The sequence below is a fragment of the Halobacillus sp. ABR2_026 genome, from assembly GCF_056158545.1.
In genome coordinates this window covers 2267069-2287310 of record NZ_JBSWTM010000001.1, presented here as the reverse complement: position 1 = coordinate 2287310, position 20242 = coordinate 2267069, and the positions used below count along the sequence as shown (strand labels likewise).

22 protein-coding genes and 1 pseudogene are annotated in these 20242 nt (G+C 46.5%); 17 read left to right on the top strand and 6 right to left on the bottom strand.

Annotated elements, in window-relative coordinates:
* Nucleotides 1-8 precede the first annotated feature (8 nt).
* The 3 genes from ACXADE_RS11845 (at nt 9) to uvsE (ending at nt 2871) form a co-directional block, all read left to right on the top strand.
* The gene (locus ACXADE_RS11845; protein ID WP_474980670.1) at nt 9-911 is read left to right on the top strand and encodes an ABC transporter substrate-binding protein; all 903 of its coding nucleotides are present in this window, start codon (nt 9-11) and stop codon (nt 909-911) included.
* Nucleotides 912-1073: 162 nt separating this feature from the next.
* Nucleotides 1074-1709 (top strand): class D sortase, encoded by a 636-nt coding sequence (locus tag ACXADE_RS11840; RefSeq protein ID WP_474980669.1) that lies wholly within the window; start codon nt 1074-1076, stop codon nt 1707-1709.
* A gap of 199 nt (nt 1710-1908) precedes the next feature.
* Nucleotides 1909-2871 carry a UV DNA damage repair endonuclease UvsE gene (gene uvsE, locus ACXADE_RS11835; RefSeq protein ID WP_474980668.1) on the top strand — a complete coding sequence of 321 codons (963 nt, stop codon included), beginning with the start codon at nt 1909-1911 and terminating at the stop codon, nt 2869-2871.
* A gap of 15 nt (nt 2872-2886) precedes the next feature.
* Here uvsE and ACXADE_RS11830 read toward each other — a convergent pair whose 3' ends face one another.
* Nucleotides 2887-3090 (bottom strand): hypothetical protein, encoded by a 204-nt coding sequence (locus ACXADE_RS11830; RefSeq protein ID WP_474980667.1) that lies wholly within the window; start codon nt 3088-3090, stop codon nt 2887-2889.
* Between the two features lie 206 nt (nt 3091-3296).
* On the opposite strand from ACXADE_RS11830, the gene ACXADE_RS11825 reads away from it, so the two are divergent.
* The 4 genes from ACXADE_RS11825 (at nt 3297) to ACXADE_RS11810 (ending at nt 5831) form a co-directional block, all read left to right on the top strand.
* On the top strand, nt 3297-4037 hold the full coding sequence (locus tag ACXADE_RS11825) for a hypothetical protein (protein WP_474980666.1): 741 nt from the start codon (nt 3297-3299) through the stop codon (nt 4035-4037).
* Nucleotides 4038-4064: 27 nt separating this feature from the next.
* Nucleotides 4065-4664: a class I SAM-dependent methyltransferase gene (locus tag ACXADE_RS11820; protein ID WP_474980665.1), complete on the top strand. Its 600-nt coding sequence runs from the start codon at nt 4065-4067 to the stop codon at nt 4662-4664.
* A gap of 232 nt (nt 4665-4896) precedes the next feature.
* Nucleotides 4897-5172, top strand: coding sequence for a CD3324 family protein (locus ACXADE_RS11815; protein ID WP_474980664.1), 276 nt, complete (start codon nt 4897-4899; stop codon nt 5170-5172).
* 104 nt (nt 5173-5276) lie between these two features.
* On the top strand, nt 5277-5831 hold the full coding sequence (locus ACXADE_RS11810) for a GNAT family N-acetyltransferase (protein WP_474980663.1): 555 nt from the start codon (nt 5277-5279) through the stop codon (nt 5829-5831).
* 47 nt (nt 5832-5878) lie between these two features.
* On the opposite strand, the gene ACXADE_RS11805 is transcribed toward ACXADE_RS11810, so the two are convergent.
* The gene (locus ACXADE_RS11805; RefSeq protein ID WP_474980662.1) at nt 5879-7066 is read right to left on the bottom strand and encodes an acyl-CoA dehydrogenase family protein; all 1188 of its coding nucleotides are present in this window, start codon (nt 7064-7066) and stop codon (nt 5879-5881) included.
* Between the two features lie 11 nt (nt 7067-7077).
* Entirely contained in the window at nt 7078-8265 is a 1188-nt protein-coding gene (locus ACXADE_RS11800; protein WP_474980661.1) for a CaiB/BaiF CoA transferase family protein, read from the bottom strand.
* Between the two features lie 234 nt (nt 8266-8499).
* Between ACXADE_RS11800 and ACXADE_RS11795 the strand changes: the two are divergent.
* The 6 genes and pseudogenes from ACXADE_RS11795 (at nt 8500) to ACXADE_RS11770 (ending at nt 15450) form a co-directional block, all read left to right on the top strand.
* Nucleotides 8500-9668, top strand: a pseudogene (locus ACXADE_RS11795) (aminotransferase class I/II-fold pyridoxal phosphate-dependent enzyme).
* A 5-nt stretch (nt 9669-9673) separates the two neighbouring features.
* Nucleotides 9674-11320, top strand: coding sequence for a thiamine pyrophosphate-dependent enzyme (locus ACXADE_RS11790; protein ID WP_474980660.1), 1647 nt, complete (start codon nt 9674-9676; stop codon nt 11318-11320).
* Entirely contained in the window at nt 11317-12813 is a 1497-nt protein-coding gene (locus ACXADE_RS11785; RefSeq protein WP_474980659.1) for an aldehyde dehydrogenase family protein, read from the top strand. The genes ACXADE_RS11790 and ACXADE_RS11785 overlap by 4 nt, the downstream gene beginning before the upstream one ends.
* A gap of 27 nt (nt 12814-12840) precedes the next feature.
* A complete protein-coding gene (locus tag ACXADE_RS11780; protein ID WP_474980658.1) occupies nt 12841-13986 on the top strand; it encodes a saccharopine dehydrogenase family protein in 1146 nt (381 codons plus the stop codon).
* Between the two features lie 375 nt (nt 13987-14361).
* Nucleotides 14362-14652, top strand: coding sequence for a hypothetical protein (locus ACXADE_RS11775; RefSeq protein ID WP_474980657.1), 291 nt, complete (start codon nt 14362-14364; stop codon nt 14650-14652).
* Between the two features lie 90 nt (nt 14653-14742).
* Complete coding sequence (locus ACXADE_RS11770) at nt 14743-15450, top strand: DUF459 domain-containing protein (protein WP_474980656.1); 708 nt, start codon at nt 14743-14745, stop codon at nt 15448-15450.
* A gap of 37 nt (nt 15451-15487) precedes the next feature.
* On the opposite strand, the gene crcB (ACXADE_RS11765) is transcribed toward ACXADE_RS11770, so the two are convergent.
* Both crcB (ACXADE_RS11765) and crcB (ACXADE_RS11760) read right to left on the bottom strand, forming a co-directional pair.
* Nucleotides 15488-15856: a fluoride efflux transporter CrcB gene (gene crcB, locus ACXADE_RS11765; protein ID WP_474980655.1), complete on the bottom strand. Its 369-nt coding sequence runs from the start codon at nt 15854-15856 to the stop codon at nt 15488-15490.
* Entirely contained in the window at nt 15856-16230 is a 375-nt protein-coding gene (gene crcB, locus ACXADE_RS11760; RefSeq protein ID WP_474980654.1) for a fluoride efflux transporter CrcB, read from the bottom strand. Before crcB (ACXADE_RS11760) ends, crcB (ACXADE_RS11765) begins: the two co-directional genes overlap by 1 nt.
* Nucleotides 16231-16358: 128 nt before the next feature.
* Between crcB (ACXADE_RS11760) and ACXADE_RS11755 the strand changes: the two genes are divergently transcribed.
* Both ACXADE_RS11755 and ACXADE_RS11750 read left to right on the top strand, forming a co-directional pair.
* A complete protein-coding gene (locus ACXADE_RS11755) occupies nt 16359-17498 on the top strand; it encodes an FtsW/RodA/SpoVE family cell cycle protein (RefSeq protein WP_474980653.1) in 1140 nt (379 codons plus the stop codon).
* Between the two features lie 681 nt (nt 17499-18179).
* Nucleotides 18180-18686 (top strand): N-acetyltransferase family protein, encoded by a 507-nt coding sequence (locus ACXADE_RS11750; protein WP_474980652.1) that lies wholly within the window; start codon nt 18180-18182, stop codon nt 18684-18686.
* 407 nt (nt 18687-19093) lie between these two features.
* On the opposite strand, the gene ACXADE_RS11745 is transcribed toward ACXADE_RS11750, so the two are convergent.
* Nucleotides 19094-19483, bottom strand: coding sequence for a sporulation protein (locus ACXADE_RS11745; protein ID WP_474980651.1), 390 nt, complete (start codon nt 19481-19483; stop codon nt 19094-19096).
* A 225-nt stretch (nt 19484-19708) separates the two neighbouring features.
* Between ACXADE_RS11745 and ACXADE_RS11740 the strand changes: the two genes are divergently transcribed.
* Nucleotides 19709-19963: a hypothetical protein gene (locus tag ACXADE_RS11740; RefSeq protein ID WP_474980650.1), complete on the top strand. Its 255-nt coding sequence runs from the start codon at nt 19709-19711 to the stop codon at nt 19961-19963.
* 10 nt (nt 19964-19973) lie between these two features.
* Entirely contained in the window at nt 19974-20228 is a 255-nt protein-coding gene (locus ACXADE_RS11735; RefSeq protein ID WP_474980649.1) for a hypothetical protein, read from the top strand.
* Nucleotides 20229-20242 lie beyond the last annotated feature (14 nt).

The window sequence follows — 20242 nt, the reverse complement described above, 5'->3', positions numbered from 1 at the left end:
AATGAAGGATGAAAAAGATACATGTTGCCATGATCACGATGCTTTTAAGTGCTCTCGTCCTTGCCGCTTGCGGCAGCGATGAAAAGAAAGTAACGGTAGGTGCAAAAAACTTTACGGAGCAGTTCCTGCTTGCTCAAATGTCTACGATCATGCTTGAAGATCAAGGATATACGGTTGAGGAAAAGAGTAACCTTGGCAGTTCTGCCCTGCGTCAGGCCTTGACGAACGGACAGGTGGATGTATCCTGGGATTACACTGGGACAGGTCTTGTCACTTACATGGAAGAAGAACCGATCGCTGATACTCAGGAAGCTTTTGACACGGTGAAAGAATTGGATATGGAACGTAACGACGTGTATTGGACGAACCTCTCAGATGTGAACAATACGTACACGCTTGTCATGCAGAAAGAACAAGCGGATGAACTAGGTATCCAGTCTATTAGTGATCTAGCCGCATACATCAATGACAACCCTGAAGAATTGAAATTCGGGACAGATGCAGAATTCGCAGAACGTGAAGATGGTCTGCCTGGGGTTGAGGAATTGTACGGTTTCAACTTTGGTGATGAAAACGTGTCAGAAATGACCTATGGTCTTCAGTACGATGCGATTGATAAAGATGAAGTCGACGTAGCTGTAGGATTCTCCACAGACAGCCGGATTGAAGAGCTTGATTTGATCAATCTCGAAGATGATCAAAGCTTCTTCCCTTCTTATAATGCGGCTTTGGTTATGACGAAGGAAACCCATGAAAACAAATCTGAGATTGAAGAAATCCTTAAACCTTTGACTGAGCTTGATAGTGAAACGATGCGTAAATTGAACTATGAAGTGGACGTAGAAGAGCGTTCCGTCAGAGAAGTGGCGGAAACATTCTTGAATGAAAATGGCTACTTAAGCGGAGAGTAAGAAGAGGGGCAGACAACATACAGTTGTCTGCCTTTTTTATACCATCAGAAAGGTTTATTTTACCCGCTAATAGGTTATTGGAAAATGAATGGAAATTCCGTGTGATCAATAATGGAATCAGATTACATAGTTTATAGAAAGCCAGTGGAAGGAGAGGGCGTCATGCTGAATAAATTCTTATATGCTCTTGTTATCACCGGGTTCATATCCACGATGTATTTTTCCTTCCAATGGTGGGATTCGACAAGAGCGGTTGAAAAAGTCAGTTCCGAAGAGATGAGTGGATGGCAGACGGAGGGAGAGATTCAAAAGAAAGTCTGGGTGAGACCCGAGGTTCAGGAAGTAGAAGAACCTACGTTTTCTAATGAGAAAACTGGTGTTGAAAAAGGAGAGGAAGTAGGTCGTTTGATCATTCCATTGTTAAACAGCGGGTATTCTACGTACTGGGGCACCGATGAGAACGCTTTGCATAAAGGGGTTGGAATGTTCGTCAGCCCGTGGACGACCACTCCTGACGAAAAGCGCCATACGGTTTTAAGCGGCCACCGGGATACGGTATTTACAAAGCTTGGGGATATCGAAAAAGGAGATTCTTTATTCTTTGAATACGAAGAGAAAAGGTATGAATATATAGTGGAAAAGACATGGGTGACCGATGAAGACGACAGAACGGTCATCGTGGACCGTGAAACACCGACACTTACACTGACGACGTGCTATCCTTTTGATTTTATCGGCAGCGCTCCAGAAAGGTTTATCGTACAGGCCAGTTTACATGCGGTAAACCATATAGAATGATTGGTTTACTGACTTTTAATGCTTATCAGGAAAGCATTTCTTTTCTGAGGGCCGTAACGTTATGCTGCGGCTTCTCTTACTCGTATTCCTTCCTCTTTTGATTACAGGTACGTTGTAGTCTCAAATTCAGATCGTTCCTTCCCTACATAAGGAGTACTCTAGGCGCACAAGCTAAGCAAAAAAGAAAAAGGTGAACAGGATGACTTTGTACCGGCTTGGTTATGTGGCGATGAGTTTGAATGTGCAAAATGCCTCGCCCTCTCAAACCAATAAACGCTTTTCAGAAATGAGAGATGTAGAAGCAGCCACCCGCAAGTTGGAGAGAATTGTGAAATCGAACATCCATAACTGCTTGAGGTTATTGAAACATAACAAAGCCCATGACATCCATTTTTTTAGATTGAGTTCACGACTTGTCCCACTGGCCACACACGAACAGCTCAGCGAGTGGGATTACTTGAAGCCGATAAAGGAAGACCTGGAAGAATTAGGGGCTTTTGCGAACGAAAACAGCATGAGGATTGACTTTCATCCTGACCATTTCGTCGTTATTAATTCTCCAGACCGGGAGATTTTTAAAACGTCTATGAAGGTTCTCAAATATCACTATCTCCTTCTCCATTACATGGGCATCGATCCTGTCCACAGGTGTGTGTTCCACATCGGAGGCCGTTACAATGACAAGGAAAAATCGCTTGAGCGTTTTATTGAAAATTGGGCTTCAGTGCCGGCCGGTATCCAAAAGATGGTGATGCTTGAAAACGATGATACATCCTACACGCTGAACGATGGTCTTTATGTTTGCGAAAAGCTGAACATTCCGCTCGTATTCGATTTGCACCACCATTTTGCCAATAATGATGGCGACCCTTGGGAAATGCATTGGCAGCGGGTCGTCCATACATGGAAACATTCCCCACTTCCAGTTAAGATGCATATATCCAGTCCTAAAAGTGGGAAAGACTTTAAAAGTCATGCGGATTATATCGATACCGGCATGTTCCTGGATTTTGTCAGGAAGACCAATGGATCTACAGACCATATTGACTGTATGATTGAGGCAAAATATAAAGATGAAGCCTTGTTATCCCTTGCGAAGGAATTGAATCAGCATCCGAATGTGGTCATGCAGGATGGGAGTTCGTTTTTATGGAAAGAGTGAGAAAAGAGGAAGGTCCTATTTATGGTAACCTTCCTCTTTTGCGCGTTCTAACCCGATTTTCATCAATTTTTTCAACCGACGTTTAGATCGCAGGAATGGAATGATTCTTTCTTCTACCATCAACTGGTAGGTCAAATGGGCGAATTCTTCTCGTTCTTCAGGGGTCAGCACGATGAATTCTGTCGGCTCTTTTTTTGGAAAGGGAACCAGATCCCCCATACACAACGCCTCCTTCTTACACATTTATGCGTAGAGATCGATAAAATACCGACAAGGATAAGGTTTTCGTGGCAGCTACTCTTGTGGTTCCAGGTACAGAAGTGACATATTTGGTACCAGGTATGCGTCTCTTTTTTTGCGTACCCGGTACCGGAATGAAAGAATGGTGTACCTGGTTTCGGAAGAACGAATGTGGGGGTCAGGTTTTGAAGAAAGCCAGAATAAGAGAAGAGCAAGCTATTTTCCTTTCATTACCTATTCATCAGCCGTATAATATTTTCATAGAAGGGACGGAGACTCGTGTGGCCATTCACTGCTGCACGTTACATAGGGAGGACAATATGGCAGGTTGGAAATTATCAATTGAAATTCGCAAGCCGCCTTATGCACAAAATAGAACCGTCAGAGACGCTATCCCCTATTCATTGTGGGCGGCTGTTCGTAGACATGTCCATGAACAGGCAGGACACCGATGCCAAATCTGCGGATTTTCGGACGAAGAGAAACTGCAGGCTCATGAAGTATGGAGCTATGACGAAGAGAGGTACCTGTTGATCTTGAAGGACATCCAGTCTCTGTGCAGGTTTTGTCATGATTGTAAGCATCTGCATCACGTAGGTCACAGAATCACTGATGACCGGACTCGGTCTTTTGTTATGAAGAATTTGAAAAAACACTTTATTAAGGTCAATGGTTGTACAGCGAACGACTTTACGAGACATTACCGTAATCAACTAGCGAAAAGTAATCCGGAACCGGTCAAACGATCGCTCGAGGACTTGGTTGAAGCTAGGGAGCGGATGGAAAAAGAAGAATTTCTAATGAAGCAGGCATGGAAATTTTCAGTGGCTGCTCACGTGCCATTAGTGGATGAAATCAAGAATCATCTGGAGAAGAATGGTCTGTTGTCTCATTATGATGATCCAAATTTCCAAACAGGATCATAGAACAGTATCCCGAATGGAGGAAAAGACATGGAGAGCAATATTTTTGAACAACTGGCCAAAAAATACGATACGGAAGAAAGAAAAGAATTAGCTGATATCATCGTCCAAGAAGTCAGAGAAGAGCTCAAGCATCATTCGTCCAAAAGCCTTCTGGACTATGGCAGCGGAACAGGCCTTGTCGGTTTGGAGGTCTCGGACCTTGTACAGTCTGTTCGTCTGGTCGATTCATCCCAACAGATGCTGGATGTAGCTCATACAAAAATTTCAAAACAAAACCTGACCAACGCCACTGTTGAATGTGCAGATTTCATGATTGAATCTCCAGACACTAAGGTGGATGTAATCTTGATGTCACTTGTTCTGCTTCATATTCCGAATACGGATAAAATCCTTGAGAAAATGTACAGTTGCCTGAACGAAGGCGGGGAGTTGTTAATCGTTGATTTCGACTTGAACGACCGGATTGAGCACCCAAACGTTCACCCGGGCTTTTCCCACGATCAGCTGAAAGGGAAATTATCAAAGGCAGGATTCCTTTACAACCATGTCAAAACGTTCCATTACGGGAAGCAGATTTTCATGAAACAGGATGCATCTCTGTTCCTATCAAAGAGTGTGAAACAATAATTCCTATGTTGTTCGAATCAGAATATCCAAATAAAATGAAAGATGAATTGAGGTGAAAGACATGGAGTTATGGGTTTCCAGAAAAGGGAAAACGAGAAATGCTCATGCAGAGCCAATGAATCTATGGCGATTCTTTGCATGAGGATAGAGTTCGTTAAATCGTCATAGCGTAAATATTCATTTGGCTTTGCCCCTTATGATTTAGCCACCAATTAATAAGGAGCTGGCATAAATGAAGTACGTGAATGCACAAAAAGTCTTACCTCAAAAGCTGTTAAAAGAACTGCAAACCTACATCCAGGGAGAAATCCTTTATGTGCCGAAATCCCCTGAACGTCATGAACAGTGGGGAGCTTTGTCGGGAATAAAAGACGAACTGGCAGAGAGGAATATGTCCATCAAGAAAGATTATGCAAAAGGGAAGTCCTTTGAAGAGTTATCGAGGACGTACCACCTCTCTCCAGAAACGCTTAAAAAAATTATTTATAAGAAGGAAAAGCTCACCTGATCAGGTGAGCTTTTCTTTGTTCGATTCTAAGTCAAAGTTGTCCTATTCAACAGAACCTGTATCCATTTATGATTAAAGCAGGGAATGACGAAGGAGGATGGGGGATGACAGGAAATCCTATCAAATTTTTAGAAGATGAACAGTTATATTTGAGACCGATTGAAAAAGAGGATTTAGAGTGGTTCTATACAAAGGCGTTATGGGATGAAGTAGGGAGGAAGCTTACAGGGACACAAGCATTTTTCAGCCGGCTGGGCGTCCAGCAGTGGTTCGAGCGCATTCAAGGGGACGATTCCAGAATCGACTTAGTTATTTGCCTGAAAGAAGGAAACCGAATGATCGGGGACTTGGCGATGCTTGAAATCGATCATTTGAACCGAAAGGCAGTTGTGCGCATCTCCATTTTCGATCAAGCCTATTGGGGAAAGGGATATGGCACTGCTTCGATGGCCCTTTTGATTGAGTATGGTTTTGAAAAACTGAATTTGAACCGAATCGGACTGGATGTCTTTTCTTTTAACCATCGAGCCATTCATTCCTATAAAAAACTGGGCTTTCAGGAAGAGGGAAGAATTAGGGAAGACTTGTTCTATGATGGGGAATATCACGATTCAATTTGGATGGGGCTGTTGAAGCGGGAGTATGAAGAGCATAAATGACCGTAAAAAAACAAACGTGTACAACGTACACGTTTGTTTTTTTATATTCATTTTTTCCAAGCAGGAAGCATTCGGCTCAATGGTTTGTCCGTCCGATATCCGAGGACATATTCCGCCTGCATGATCGTGTGAATTTCCCGCGTCCCTTCATAGATGACGGGTGCTTTGGAATTTCTTAAATAGCGCTCGACCGGATATTCGTTCGAATAACCGTAGGCTCCGTGAATCTGTACGGCATCATCAGCTGCCTGGTTGGCGAAATCACAAGCCTGCCACTTCGCGAGCGATGTTTCTCTCGTGTTCCGGACGCCTTTGTTTTTCAGTTCTCCTGCGCGGAAGACGAGTAGGCGGCTCATCTGCAGGCCGGCTTCCATTTTTGCGATCATTTGCTGGACGAGCTGATGTCTGCCGATTTCTTTTCCGAACGTTTCCCGTTCATGGCAATAATCGATGCTCGCTTCCAAGCAGGCCATGATCTGCCCGCAGGCTCCTGCAGCTACAGTGAAGCGTCCGCTGTCCAAGGCAGACATCGCAATCTTGAATCCATCGCCTTCCTGTCCGAGCAGGTTTTCTTGAGGGACTTTCATCTGATCGAAAAACAATTCACCTGTATTACCTGCCCGGATGCCGAGTTTTCCTTTGGTCGCTTTTGATGAAAATCCTTCAAACGTGCGCTCAACGATAAAGCAGGAAATGCCGTGGTGTTTCTTGCTTTTATCTGTGTAGGCGAACACGAGGAAGTGGTCGGCGACATCACATAAGGAGATCCACGTTTTCTGTCCATTCAAGACATAATGATCTCCTTTATGAACGGCTGTCGTCTGTAAAGCGGCCACATCTGATCCAGCGGCGGGCTCTGTAAGTCCGAAGGCACCAATTTTCTCCCCGTTCGCCTGTGGGGATAAATATTTCTGCTTTTGTGCCTCAGTCGCCCATTGCAAAAGGGTCATGCTGTTCAGCCCTGTATGGACGGAAACCGCGGTCCGGAAAGCTGTATCTCCACGCTCGAGCTCCTCACAAACGATGGCAAGGGAATTATAATCCATTCCACTACCTCCGTAAGCTTCAGGGATGCACACCCCCATGAGACCAAGCTTTGCTAATTTTTTCAAAGTCTGATGATCAAAGTGCCCTTTGGCGTCCCACTCACCGATGTAGGGCATGATTTCATGGTCGACAAAACTTCTGACCGTCTTCCTTAACAACACTTGTTCATCACTGTACTGAAAATCCATTTTGTTCCCTCCTAAACCTTTTCATCCTTTTTCCATTGGAGAATCGTCTGTTCATCAAAACCAAGTGTTTTTAAGATTTCTACTGTATGTTCACCCGGTCCCGGAGGGGGTTTTTGATAATCCACCGGTGTGCGGGATAGTTTGAGTGGACTGCCGATCATCTTTATGTCACCGGCCGTTGGATGCTGGCAGGTGATGAACATGTCTCTTGCCTGGAGTTGGTCATCTTCGTAGACATCCTTGATCGATTGGATTGGTCCGAACGGGATGTTTTTCTCCCGGCAGCGCATTTTCCATATCTCTGTTCTTTCTTTCTTGAATGATTCCTGAAGAATTCCGGTCAGTTCCTCCCGGTGTTCCACTCGCTGAGCATTGGTGCAAAAACGAGGGTCTGCTGCAAGAGCTGGTTGTCCTAATACTTGGCATAATGCAGTGAATTGACGGTCGTTCCCGACAGCAATGACCATCTCACCATCCTGTGATTGGAAGGTCTGGTAGGGAACGATGTTGGCGTGCCTGTTTCCGAGTCTTTGAGGGACGTTTCCGCTCATTAAAAAATTACTGCCTATATTAATGAGAGAACTGACAGCAGAGTCGTACAGGGACAGATCAACTTTCTGCCCTTCTCCGGAGCGTTCCCGTTCGAGGAGAGCGGTCTGGATTCCGATGCAGGCATAAAGACCTGTGAGGATGTCGGTGATGGCCACTCCGAGTTTTTGCGGGCCGGACTGTTCATCGCCTGTAATGCTCATCAGACCACTCATCGCCTGGATGATGAAATCATAACCGGGCAGATGTCGACTGGGCCCCGTCTCCCCGAATCCTGTAATCGAACAATAGACAAGACGAGGATTGATTTTACGTAAGGTATCAAAGCTGAAGCCGAGACGCTCCATCGTCCCTGTCTTGAAATTATGAACGACGACATCGGATGTCCGGACGAGTCGTTTCATCACTTCCCTGCCTTCTTCAGATTTCAAATCGAGCGTCAAACTTTTTTTATTGCGATTAGCACAAAGATAATAGGCGCTCACACCTTCCTTGAAAGGTGGGCCCCATGAGCGGGTTTCATCACTGCCCCCCGGAGCTTCGACTTTGATGATTTCAGCACCTAAATCCCCGAGGATCATCGAACAATATGGACCGGCGAGAACTCGTGTCAGATCAAGGACACGGACGCCTTCTAATGCGGCCGTCACGATGCATCACACCCTTTCACGATAGGAAAAAGCCAGAAGAACCCATACGACGTATGAATCCAACTGGCTTGGGAAACGCAGATCAATGGAATTAGGGGAGTTGTCCTTCATGGGCTATATCACACTATATGTAACACATGAGAAAACATGACCGGAAACTTTGTTTCATAGAATGATTATTCCACTAATAGGATAGAGCAGTGGGACAACCAGAACGTAGAAGGGGGTCTTTCCATGAATTACAGCTCAAAGCAGGTCCAGAGCCTGCCACCTTATTTATTTTCTATTTTTCATAAAAAGAAACTGGCGTTAATTGCTCAAGGGATCGATGTGATCGATCTCGGGATCGGCGCTCCGGATTTACCGACTCCACCCTTCATCATCGACCGTATGACAGAAGAAGTGCGCAAACCGAAGAACCATAAATATTCTCCGTATGGCGGCTGCCGGGAATTCCGGGAAGCTGTCGCCGGTTTCTATAGATCTCATTATGATGTGACGCTAGACCCGGACACGGAAGTTTTGACCCTCATAGGATCAAAAGAAGGGATCGCCCACTTGATCTGTGCGGTCCTGGACCCTGGGGAAGGTGTGCTCGTTCCTGATCCGGGTTACCCGGTTTATCAATCAGCCATCCATCTGGCTCATGGAGTAAATGTCCGTTTCCCATTGGATGAGGAGGAGGGGTATGCTCCTAAACTCGATCACATTTCCTCCAGGGATCTTTCTAGGTCGAAGATGATGCTCCTCAACTACCCGAACAATCCGACAGGGGGAACGGTGGAACTGGATACGTTTGAGGAAGCGGTACGGTTTGCTAAGGAACATAAGCTTTCCCTGATCCATGATGCCGCCTACGACTTGGTGACTTTTGGAGATTACAAAGCTCCTAGTCTATTACAGGCAGCTGATGCGAAAGATATCGGCGTCGAATTTGGTTCACTATCCAAGACTTTCAACATGTCCGGCTGGCGCTTGGGCTATGTAGTTGGAAATAAGGATCTTATCCGATCCTTGAGTGTTTTCAAGAGCAACATGGACACAAGTCAATTCTTACCGATTCAACTCGCTGGTGCCACAGCATTAAGAAGTGACTTTTCTTCAGTACGAACGAACAACCGGACCTATAAACAGCGGCTCGATCTGATGATGAGTGCGCTTCAGGCGATGAATATCCATCCACAAATGCCGAAGGGCACATTTTTTATCTGGGCACGTGTCCCTGAGGGCTATACTTCTCAAGGGTTCGCTGAAAAAATGCTCGACGAGGCCGGAATCATCCTCACCCCCGGATTGCCTTCGGTCAGAAGGGGGAAGGTTATTTCCGGATGAGTCTGTCTGTACCGATTGAAAGGCTTCACGAAGCATCCATCCGTATGAAAAAAGCGATGAAAGGCGGGTGAAAGCTATGGATCAACGTCGAATGACCGCAGCTGAAGCTATCGTTGCCTGTCTGGAGAGGCAGGGGATATCAAAAGTGTTCTGTGTTCCGGGAGAGAGCTACCTCCCGGTGATGAATGCCATCTTGCAGTCGTCGGAGCTTGAACTGATTTCGGCTCGCCATGAAGGCGGGGCCTCCTTCATGGCCGAAGGTTATGCAAAAGCGAGTGGGAAGCCCGGCGTCGTCATGGCGACAAGAGGGGTCGGGGCCGGAAATTTAGCCATTGGGGTCCATACGGCCTATCAGGACTCGACTCCTTTAGTCGTGCTATTAGGACAGGTCCACACGCATTTCAGGGGGCGTGAAGGGTTCCAGGAAGTGGATTTGGAAGCTTTTTTTCGTCCAATTGCCAAATGGGTGGCGGAAATCCGGGAACCGCCGCGGGCGCCGGAGATTGTCCAAAGGGCTTTGAGAATCGCTATGAGCGGAAGACCGGGGCCGGTCGTACTTTCTCTTCCTGAGGATGTGTTGAAGAAAGAAGCCCTGATGGCCTTTGGTCCTGCTGTACAGAGACCTGTACCTGCACCTGCCTCACATGAAATTTCGGAAGCTGTCGAACGGCTCCGAATGTCCGAACGTCCGTTAATCTTAGCTGGTGGAGGGGTCAAGTCTTCAGGGGCTGAAAAGGCTTTGCAGCAGCTGGCTGAGAAATGCGGAGCGCCGGTGATCAGCACATTCAGACGTCATGATGTCTTATCGAATCATCACCTTCATTATGGCGGGCATCTTGGCCTCGGAACTCATCCGAACATATTGGAAACGGTCGCCAAAGCAGATACGATTCTCGCCGTCGGGACGAGGTTATCGGAAGTGACAACACAGGATTATACGCTTTTTGAGACACAGTCTCTCATTCACTGCGATATAGATGATGAAGTGATCGGCTGCGTCTTCCCTCCGGATCTCGGTATTGTGGCAGATGCCAGGGAATGTCTTGAGGCACTTGCAGCAGCGGAGTTCGGGAAGGATGTGTCCCGGTGGACAGAGGAATGTCGGGAAGCTTATGAATCTACGTTGGAGACTCCTGGAAGCAAGATGTTGATTGGTGAAATCATCGCCTGTCTACAGAAGTGTCTCCCTGAAGATAGCATGATCACGAATGATGCCGGAAATTTTGCGGGCTGGCTGCACACGTATTTTCAATTTACAAAGCATCGGTACATCGGCCCTACGTCAGGGGCGATGGGGTATGGCATGCCGGCAGCTCTCGGTGCGAAATTGGCGCATCCTTCCCGTACAGTCGTTTCTTTATCCGGAGACGGCGGGTTCATGATGACTCTTCAGGAATTGGAAACGGCAGTCCGTTATCACATTCCTGTGATCAGTATCGTTTTTAATAATCGAATGTACGGAACGATTCGGATGCATCAGGAAATTCATTTTCCGGAAAAAGTCATCGGGACGGACCTTGGTGACGTTGCGTTTTCGAAAATAGCCGAGAACATGGGAGCCGCCGGTTTTCATGTGACCACAGCCGATGAGTTTAGAAAAGTTTTGGCCCGGGCGCTGGCTCTGGACAAGCCGGTCGTCATCGAAGTGGAAACGGATCCTGAACAGGTTTCCTTATCCACGACGATCAGCCAATTAAGAAACAAAGGAGGAAAATCATCGTGACATTGATTCAAGAAGATCAATTAAGGAATTTCATAAATGGAGATTGGACGGAACCAGCTACAGGGGAGAGACGAGCGGTCATCAACCCGGCGACATCTGAGACACTGGTCCATGTTCCGTTATCGGCAGCGTCTGATGTAGAAAAAGCAACCGCTGCAGCCAAAAGGGCCCAAAAAAGCTGGGCACTCGTACCTGCGCCTCAACGTGCGGAAGTGCTGTACCGTGTTGGTTTGATTATGAAAGAAAGAAAAGAACGCCTCTCACAGCTATTGACGATGGAAAATGGAAAAGTGATTGAAGAGGCGCGCGGAGAGGTGCAGGAAGGCATCGATATGGCATTTTATATGGCTGGAGAAGGGCGTCGGCTGTTCGGTCAAACGACCCCATCAGAATTGAAGGACAAATTCGCGATGAGTGTCCGGGCGCCGATAGGGGTGGTCGGGATCATCACGCCATGGAATTTCCCGATTGCCATCGCGACTTGGAAGTCATTCCCGGCAATCGTCGCAGGGAATGCCGTCGTTTGGAAGCCGGCGACAGAAACACCGATGATGGCTTTTGAACTGGCGAAAATTTTCCAGGAAGCAGGGCTGCCGAAAGGGGTCATCAATGTCGTGTTCGGATCTGGATCCCAAGTCGGTGAAGCGATGATCGAACAGGATGATATCCGCGTCATTTCTTTTACAGGATCGAATGAAGTCGGCCGTGGAATTGCAGCAAAATGTGGGCAGCGTCTGAAGAAAGTATCACTCGAAATGGGCGGAAAGAACGGTGTCATCGTCATGGAAGATGCGGATTTGTCCCTCGCGGTTGAAGGAATTCTGTGGAGCGCATACGGAACAAGTGGTCAGCGCTGTACAGCATGCAGCCGGGTCATGGTTCATGAGAGTGTCAAAGATGAGCTGGAAGAGCGCCTTCAAAAGGAAATCAGCAAACTTTCCATCGGCTATGGTCTCGATGAATCGATCAAAGTAGGGCCGATCATCAACCGTGCGGGTCTTGAAAAAGTGAAAAGTTACATCGCTATTGGGAAAGAAGAGGGTGCAAAACTTTTGACGGGTGGATACATCATGGAAAACGGGGAGCATAAGAAAGGGAATTATTTTGCTCCGACGTTGTTTACGGATGTGAAGCCGGACATGAGGATCGCACAGGAAGAAATCTTCGGGCCTGTGGTATCCCTCATTCCTGTGAAGAGTTTTGAGGAAGCGGTAGAAATCAATAACAGTGTGGAATTCGGACTATCAAGCTCGATTTTTACAAAAGATGTTAACAAAGTATTCGCGGCACAGCGCGATTTGGATACAGGCATCGTATATGTGAATGCAGGGACGACAGGAGCTGAGATTCATCTTCCATTCGGGGGGACGAAGGGGACAGGCAACGGTCATCGGGATTCAGGTGTGGCCGCTCTTGATGTCTTCACAGAATGGAAAGCGGTCTACGTGGATTTCAGTGGAAAACTGCAGCGCGCTCAGATCGATGTCGAGTAATTTCATAGAGGTAAAGGAGTGCGGACTATGAGAGTAGCTGTTCTAGGATCTGGACTGATGGGAAAAGAAGCAGCACGCGATCTCGTCCACAGTTCAGGGGTGGAGAAAGTCGGTTTGGCCGACATCGACTTGGACCGGGCGACACGCGTTTGTCGATCGTTGGGTTCTCCTAAAATACAAGGATTTAAAGTGGATGCCGGCAATCGGAACGAACTTGCGGCGTTCATCCGCTCGTATGATGTGGTTATCAATGCCCTTTTTTACTCCTTCAACGAAATCGTCGCCCGTACAGCCATTGAGGTCGGTGTCCATTCCGTCGATCTCGGCGGTCATATCGGTCACATCACAGATAAAGTGCTGGAGCTGGATGAACAGGCGAAAGAAGCGGGCGTCACCGTCATCCCGGACCTCGGTGTAGCCCCAGGGATGATCAATATCCTATCAGGGTATGGGGCAGGAAAACTGGACAAGCTCCAATCGATCCGGTTGTTCGTAGGAGGCATACCTGTCCGACCGGATCCGCCGCTCGAATATAACCATGTATTTTCAATGGAAGGCTTGTTGGATCATTATTCAGATCCGTCAACGATCATTAGGGACGGCCGACTCCGTGAGGTCGAGTCGTTGACCGAAATCGAAAACATCTACTTTGAACGATTCGGACCTCTGGAAGCCTTCCATACATCAGGAGGAACTTCGACGCTTTTAAAATCTTATCCGAATATCGACCATTTGGAATACAAGACGATCCGTTACCCGGGGCATGCTGAAAAAATGAAGCTGCTGGTCGATCTCAATTTGACTGGAGCCGATGAGACCGTCCACATCCGTGGGATGGAGATCAAAACGAGAGAAGTCCTGCTGAAAAGCATTGATCCGATTCTTGAATTAAAAGATAAGGACGATGCTGTCCTTCTACGAGTCATAGTCGGTGGAGAGAAATCCGGTGCGTCGAAGGGTTACGAATATGAAATGGTCACGTACAAAGACCGGTCGACAAACGTCACAGCGATGGCAAGAGCGACAGCGAATACCATCTCCGTAGTGGCTCAAATGATCGGATCCGGCACCGTCTCCAAACGAGGTGTATGTCCACCGGAAACCATCGTCCCTGGCGATGTCTATATCGATGAAATGATGAGACGCGGTGTTGTGATAAAAGAACAATCCTAACGATGGTTTAGATGCTCATTTATATAGGAGTTAGGGGAAGGACCAAGGGAGAGACCTTGGTTCTTTTCTTTTGTGAGTACCACCTGTTTGGTACCAGGTACGGTTTTCTGAATGGTGGTACCTGGTACCGAGAACTGAAATCCTGTACCTGGTACGGAAAGGTACGGGAGCGGTGCCGGGTTTTATGCTCATTATTTCACTTGTGAAATAATATTTTTACATGAAGTTTAGGAAAGAGAACATGTAAACGGTTATCCTGGGGAGGAGGATAGACGGTATGTAAAAGCTTTGTGAAAAAAGGAACAAACAGGAGCATTGAAGTTTAAAAAGACGTATAGTTAGGTAAGTATAATGAAAAATGGGGAGTGCGTACAATTGCAAATCAAAGGGATCGATCATTTGAAATTTCAAAGTCAATTGAGTTTGAATCAAGTGGAAGACCGACTGCTCCTGACCGCTGAATTTCCGAAAGAGGTGCGGGTGACACTCGGTATGAGGGATCCATTTCTTTATGTCACCCTTTACGTAAGAGGTGGCGAACGTATCAAAATCATAGATGAAGATAACGCGGCGCTTTATAATCCCACGAAAAAAGAATTCGATCCGCAAACGTATCAAAAAATCATCGATTTTGCGAAAGAACACGCAAAACAATTTCATTTGTGAACAAGGTTTAAAATGAACAGGATCCCCCATCAGAATCAGGTTTTGACCCGAATCAGGTAGGGAAAAGGAGGCGTATTCGGAGGTGCAGCTATGAGTAAACATAAGAAATGGGCCATCGGCCTGATTGTTGGGGCCGCAATTGTTCTTGGCGTGGTTGGTTTTCAATCATCGGTCGCTCATAAAAATGAGGAACAGATTGTCGCTCTTGGTGATTCATTGACCTATGGCGTTGGAGATGACAGTGGGCACGGGTATGTCGAAAATCTTCAGCAGTGGTTCGATGACCGTAAAGAGCACGACGTCACGGTAGACAATTATGCCATCCCTGGTCAGCAGAGTGACGGTATGCTCAGCCAAATGAACGAAGCGGCGGTTATGAAATCAATTGAAGACGCGGACTATATCTTATTTTTTATCGGCATGAACGATATCATCAAAAGTAATGGAGGAGATCTTTCCCCTCTGCATAAAGAAAAAATAGCACTTGGAAAAAAGGATTATGAAAAAAATGTGAAAATGATCCTCGACCACATTCGGGAGAAAAATCCGGATGCGCCTGTCCTTTTTCTCGGATTGTATAATCCGTTTCCGGACAAGCCCGAAATAAGGGAGATCATTACTGCATGGAATCGTTCCAGTCAGTCAATCATAGATTCGTATGATCACATCACATATATCCCGACGAATGATCTGTTCGAGGAAAAATCATCGCGGTATTTCAGTGATGCTCTTCACCTGAATGAACAAGGTTATGAAAAGCTATCCGTCCGGATCATCGAAGCTTATGATTTCCAGTAAACCAAAAGGCACCCCATTAGGGGTGCCTTTTTCATCGTTATTGCAGAAATGTACTTGCAGAAAAATATCCGAGCCAGGCAAGCAGGATTCCCAATACATAACTGAGGATGGTGTATAGGATAAACCGTTTCCATTTTCTCTTCATGCGGAGCTGGATGGCTTCCAGTTTAAATGTGGAGAACGTCGTGAACGCACCGAGAAGACCCGTTCCGCAAAAAAGCATCCAAGTAGAGGAAAGGCCGCTTCCAGTTAAAGCTCCGAGGGATAAAGAACCGACAACGTTGACAAGTAAGGTGGCGATTGGAAGATCGGTCGTCGTCTGACTGTTGATCCATTGGCTGATTCCGTAGCGGAGGACGGCCCCTAAGAACCCGCCCGCTCCGACGAGCAGCACATGACTAAGCATCATACTTCCCTCCTTTTTCCGAGCTTGAACCCAAATGTCGACATTAGGAGGCCTCCTGAGATGCTCAGGACAATGTAAACCAGGCTGAGCAGCAGGTCACCGTTTTCATATAGAGACACCGCGTCCATGCTCAACGTGGAAAACGTCGTGAACGAGCCTACGAGGCCGGTTCCGAGTGCCGCTTTCCACGTGGCTGACAGGGAGTATCTTTCTACGAGTCCCATGGTGAACCAGGCGAGCAGGAAACTTCCGGTCAAGTTGACGGTCAATGTGGAATAGGGGAACCACAGGTCAGGATCCTTGAGCCATACACCGATCAGAAACCGAAGGGATGCGCCGATCATCCCACCTAATCCGACATAAAAATAAATCATTCCACAAACCTCCTACAAATCTAATCGTAATTATATAGACTTTCGGAGTAATTTGAAAGGAATGCTTTTTTTACTAACGAAGAAGCCTTATAATTTACATAATAGCACCAAACGAAAGAGGGTTACACATGATACGCAGAATTTTGAAGAACGTTGATTTTACCATCCTATTTGCTGTATTGGCTTTGTCTGCATTCGGAACGGTGATGGTGTACAGTGCCAGTATGGTCAGTGGTGTCATGGTCTACGAAGTAACCCCTGATTACTTTTTCAAAAGGCAGTTGATGGCATGGGGGATCGGACTTGTCGCCCTGTTCCTAGGGATGATTTTCCCTTATAAAAATTATCGCCGTCTATTCAAGCTGATCCTGCTTGGAACGGTGGTTCTGCTGGCGCTCGTCTTCGTCTTTGGACATACGTCCAACAATGCCCAGTCATGGCTGCCGGTCCCGGGTCTCGGGAAGTTCCAGCCGGCCGAACTTGCAAAGATGTCACTGATTATCTATATGGCGACAATCTTCACAAAGAAGAGTGGGTATATTGAAGATTTCACGCGGGCATTGCTGCCGCCAATCATCCTGATGATGCTGGTCGTGGCGATGATTCTTAAGCAGCCTGATTTAGGGACAGCCCTTATCGCTCTCGCTGTATCCGGACTCATCATCATGTCGAGCGGCCTGAGGAAAGTCCATTTATTTTCCATGATCGGAATCGCTCTTGCCGGAGCTGTTTTTATGTACAATTTCGGTCTGAGTGAGGAACAGCTTTCCAGATTTGACGGGGCTTATCAACCTTTTGAATATGCGGATGATGCCGGATATCAGTTGATCAATTCCTACTTGGCCATCCATAATGGAGGTTTGATCGGCACGGGCCTTGGAGGCGGAGTGCAGAAACTCGGCTACCTGCCAGAAGCTCACACCGATTTCATCATGGCTGTTATTGCAGAAGAACTCGGTGTCATCGGTGTAGGTGTCGTCTTACTGCTGCTCGGTTTGATCGTCCTGCGCGGTTTCTACATCAGTATGGAAAGTCATGATACGTTCGGACGCCTGCTTGCGATCGGCGTCTCCGGTTTGATCGGGATTCAGGCGATCATCAACCTTGGCGGGCTTACGGGGCTTCTGCCTTTGACCGGAGTTCCGCTTCCGTTCGTAAGTTACGGGGGAACATCACTGCTCATGATGATGTTTTCTGCTGGGATGTTGATCAACATCCACGCCATTTCAAAAATCAAAAAAGGGCAGTCAGACAAAATGGCCGCATAACCGTGAAACGCCACCTGTTGCAGGTGGCGTTTTTTTTATGAAGGCTCAGGTAAAGTGTAGTGGTGGTCTTTCTAACATGAGGTTCATCTTTGTATAGGTAATAGGGCTTGAGTAAAAGGTTCATCTTGCTCCATCGTCCAAAAACAAGCGTCATAAGTCAACGAGCAAAGGAATGAAAATCACATCCCGTTCCTGTTTGAGTTATCCCCGTCGTGTCTATCAGGACGATTTCGCTATTGAAAGCTTTCCATAGGGCGGGCGTTGAGTCTCCTCAGGCTCCGTCTTCCGGGTCTCACCGGTCCCACTCGTCCCATAGGAATCTCACCGTTTCCCTCTGCCCTTTGCTAAAACGGTCTCTAGAAACGACTACTTTTGTAAGGAATAACTTCCGATCAGCAGTTAATGGTTGAACCTTACATCCGGAAATCACACGTTCACCATATGGTCTTAGTTTAGAAAGGCTCCGCATAAAGTTCATAAATCAACAACTAACTCTAACAGAGCTTTTTTGAAAAATTCGAGTATATGTGAAACGTACCCGTGCTGTTAATCGTTACCATAATAAGGAGGGTTAATATGAACTTTATAATCGCCATCGCGATGATCATAGCCCCTGCCGTGTTTTTAATCTATTGGGGAAAGTCCGGGTACGATTTTGGCGGGAAAAAGGATGAAGACTAAATGAAGATACGAAAAGCCCGTCATGGGGATGTTCCAGCCATTGCTAAAGTCCATGTAGATGCCTGGCTGGAAACATACCGAGGCCTGATTCCAGATGCTTACCTTGACCGTCTGACCTATGGGAAAAGGGAAAGGCTGTGGCAGGAGAACATGGAAAACTCGAACATCCTTGTAGCAGAAAATGATCAAGGGCAGGTCTTCGGTTTTGCTACATGGGTATATCCAGCAGATACGGAAAAAGGGAAGGCAGAATTGAGCTCGATTTATATTTTGCAGGAATACCACAGGCTAGGGGTTGGTCGAGCTTTGTTACATGCTGTGTTCCAAGGGGCTAAAACCGCTGGGTGCCGACGGTTGGACGTAAAGGTCTTGTCCCTGAATCCGGCTTGTTCCTTTTATGAAGCGACAGGAGCTGAAAAAGTAGACCAGTTGACCATAACCATTCACGGTGAATGTCTGGAAGAAACCGTTTATTCGTGGGAACTGAATAGGGTGAGTTTTCAATAATAAAATTATGTAAACCTGACAGTGTACTTATTAAAAGGCTCTGTTAAAGTTTAGTGTTGATAGTACTGCAAAAAAGGAACTTCCAATTCCATGGAATTTTCTCATTTTTATAGTTGGCTTATTCCACTAAAGCTCCCTTTTCTTGAAGACTTTATTTCGAGATGACGGAGGGTTCATTGCCTGGTTGAGCGTCAGGGGTGGCTGGGAAGCCACTCGTTTTCCTGTGGGGGAGTGGCGATCTTCCTAGAGCTTCCTCGGGCTACCGCCCTGCGGGATCTCGCCGATCTCCTTTCTCCCACGGGAGTCTCGCAGCTTCCCAACTCCCCCATCCGTTGATGCAAATATCAACACTGAACTTTAACAGAGCCTATTAAAAAAGGAAAGAAGATGTACGCTTCTTTCCTTTTTTAACGGATGACAATATGAATTTCGTCTGTGTCTGACGTTTGGGCTTCGTTTTTTAGCACCAGCTTCGTTTGAAGGAGGTAGGTCGCTTCAGAATCTTCAATATCGAGCTCTTCCGGCAGCACGAAATGAAAGGGGTATTCACTTTCTTCTTTCGAATCAAGTTCACGATTCATCAGAACGGTCGTGACCGGCTGGATGAGGGAGGCTTTGTTTCCGGGACCTTTTTTCATCAAATCACATTCCAATCGGTGGATGACCTGTTGATTCAACCCTCCAATTAAATGGAAGGAGCCCGTTACTTTTTCTCCAGGGGTATATTCGGTTTTGCTCAGTACAAGATCGACCTTCGGTAACCCCGGTCCGAACCAATTGAATAGTTTGGCTAACATTTGACAACCTCCTCGCTGGTGACGGGTTCAGAGTCCAGTATGATAGACATCCTATCAAAAGTCTTGAACTCTATCGATACAATTTATAGTTGTATCATATTCGACACTTTCTATTCCGTCAATCATTTTTTGGAAATTCAGCAGATGTCATAAACACGCGTCAGAGAGGTTAATATTGGAAAGGAATTATGATAGAGTAAAACCAGCATACAGGGAGGACATAGAATGGAAGACCTCAAGAATCTACTTTCCTATATCTTTTCGAATAAGCGTACACTGGTCTATACGACTTTTCAGCAGGAGGATTATTTCACGGTATCTTCAAAATTGGTGGAACAAGGAATTGGTTACAGGGTAGCTGCGTTCAGCCAGACGCCTTCAGTAGGTTCGCCTGCCCACAGGTATGAGTACATGGTGGAGTTTAAATTTTACGTCAATAAATATGATCGTCATGCAGCGGAAAAGGCGATTTATGGATAGGAGAACCATGATGGAGAAGAGGGACTGGGTCGGTTTTTTGATGTTTTTCAGTGGTATTGTGCTTTACGGGTTCATAGCGGTAAGTGCAGTAATCCGCATGTCTTTAATGGAAGAGTGGAGAGAACCACCGGGGAAATATTGGAGCGCTGTACAGGACGGGGGACTTATGTTTCCGTTGATCTCAAGTTGGGTGCTTATCGGTATGGGGCTTGTTCTCCTATTCTGGAAGACGGTTCGCCCTCTAATCGAAAAGCTGGGTTCATAGAGAAAGCCGGGACA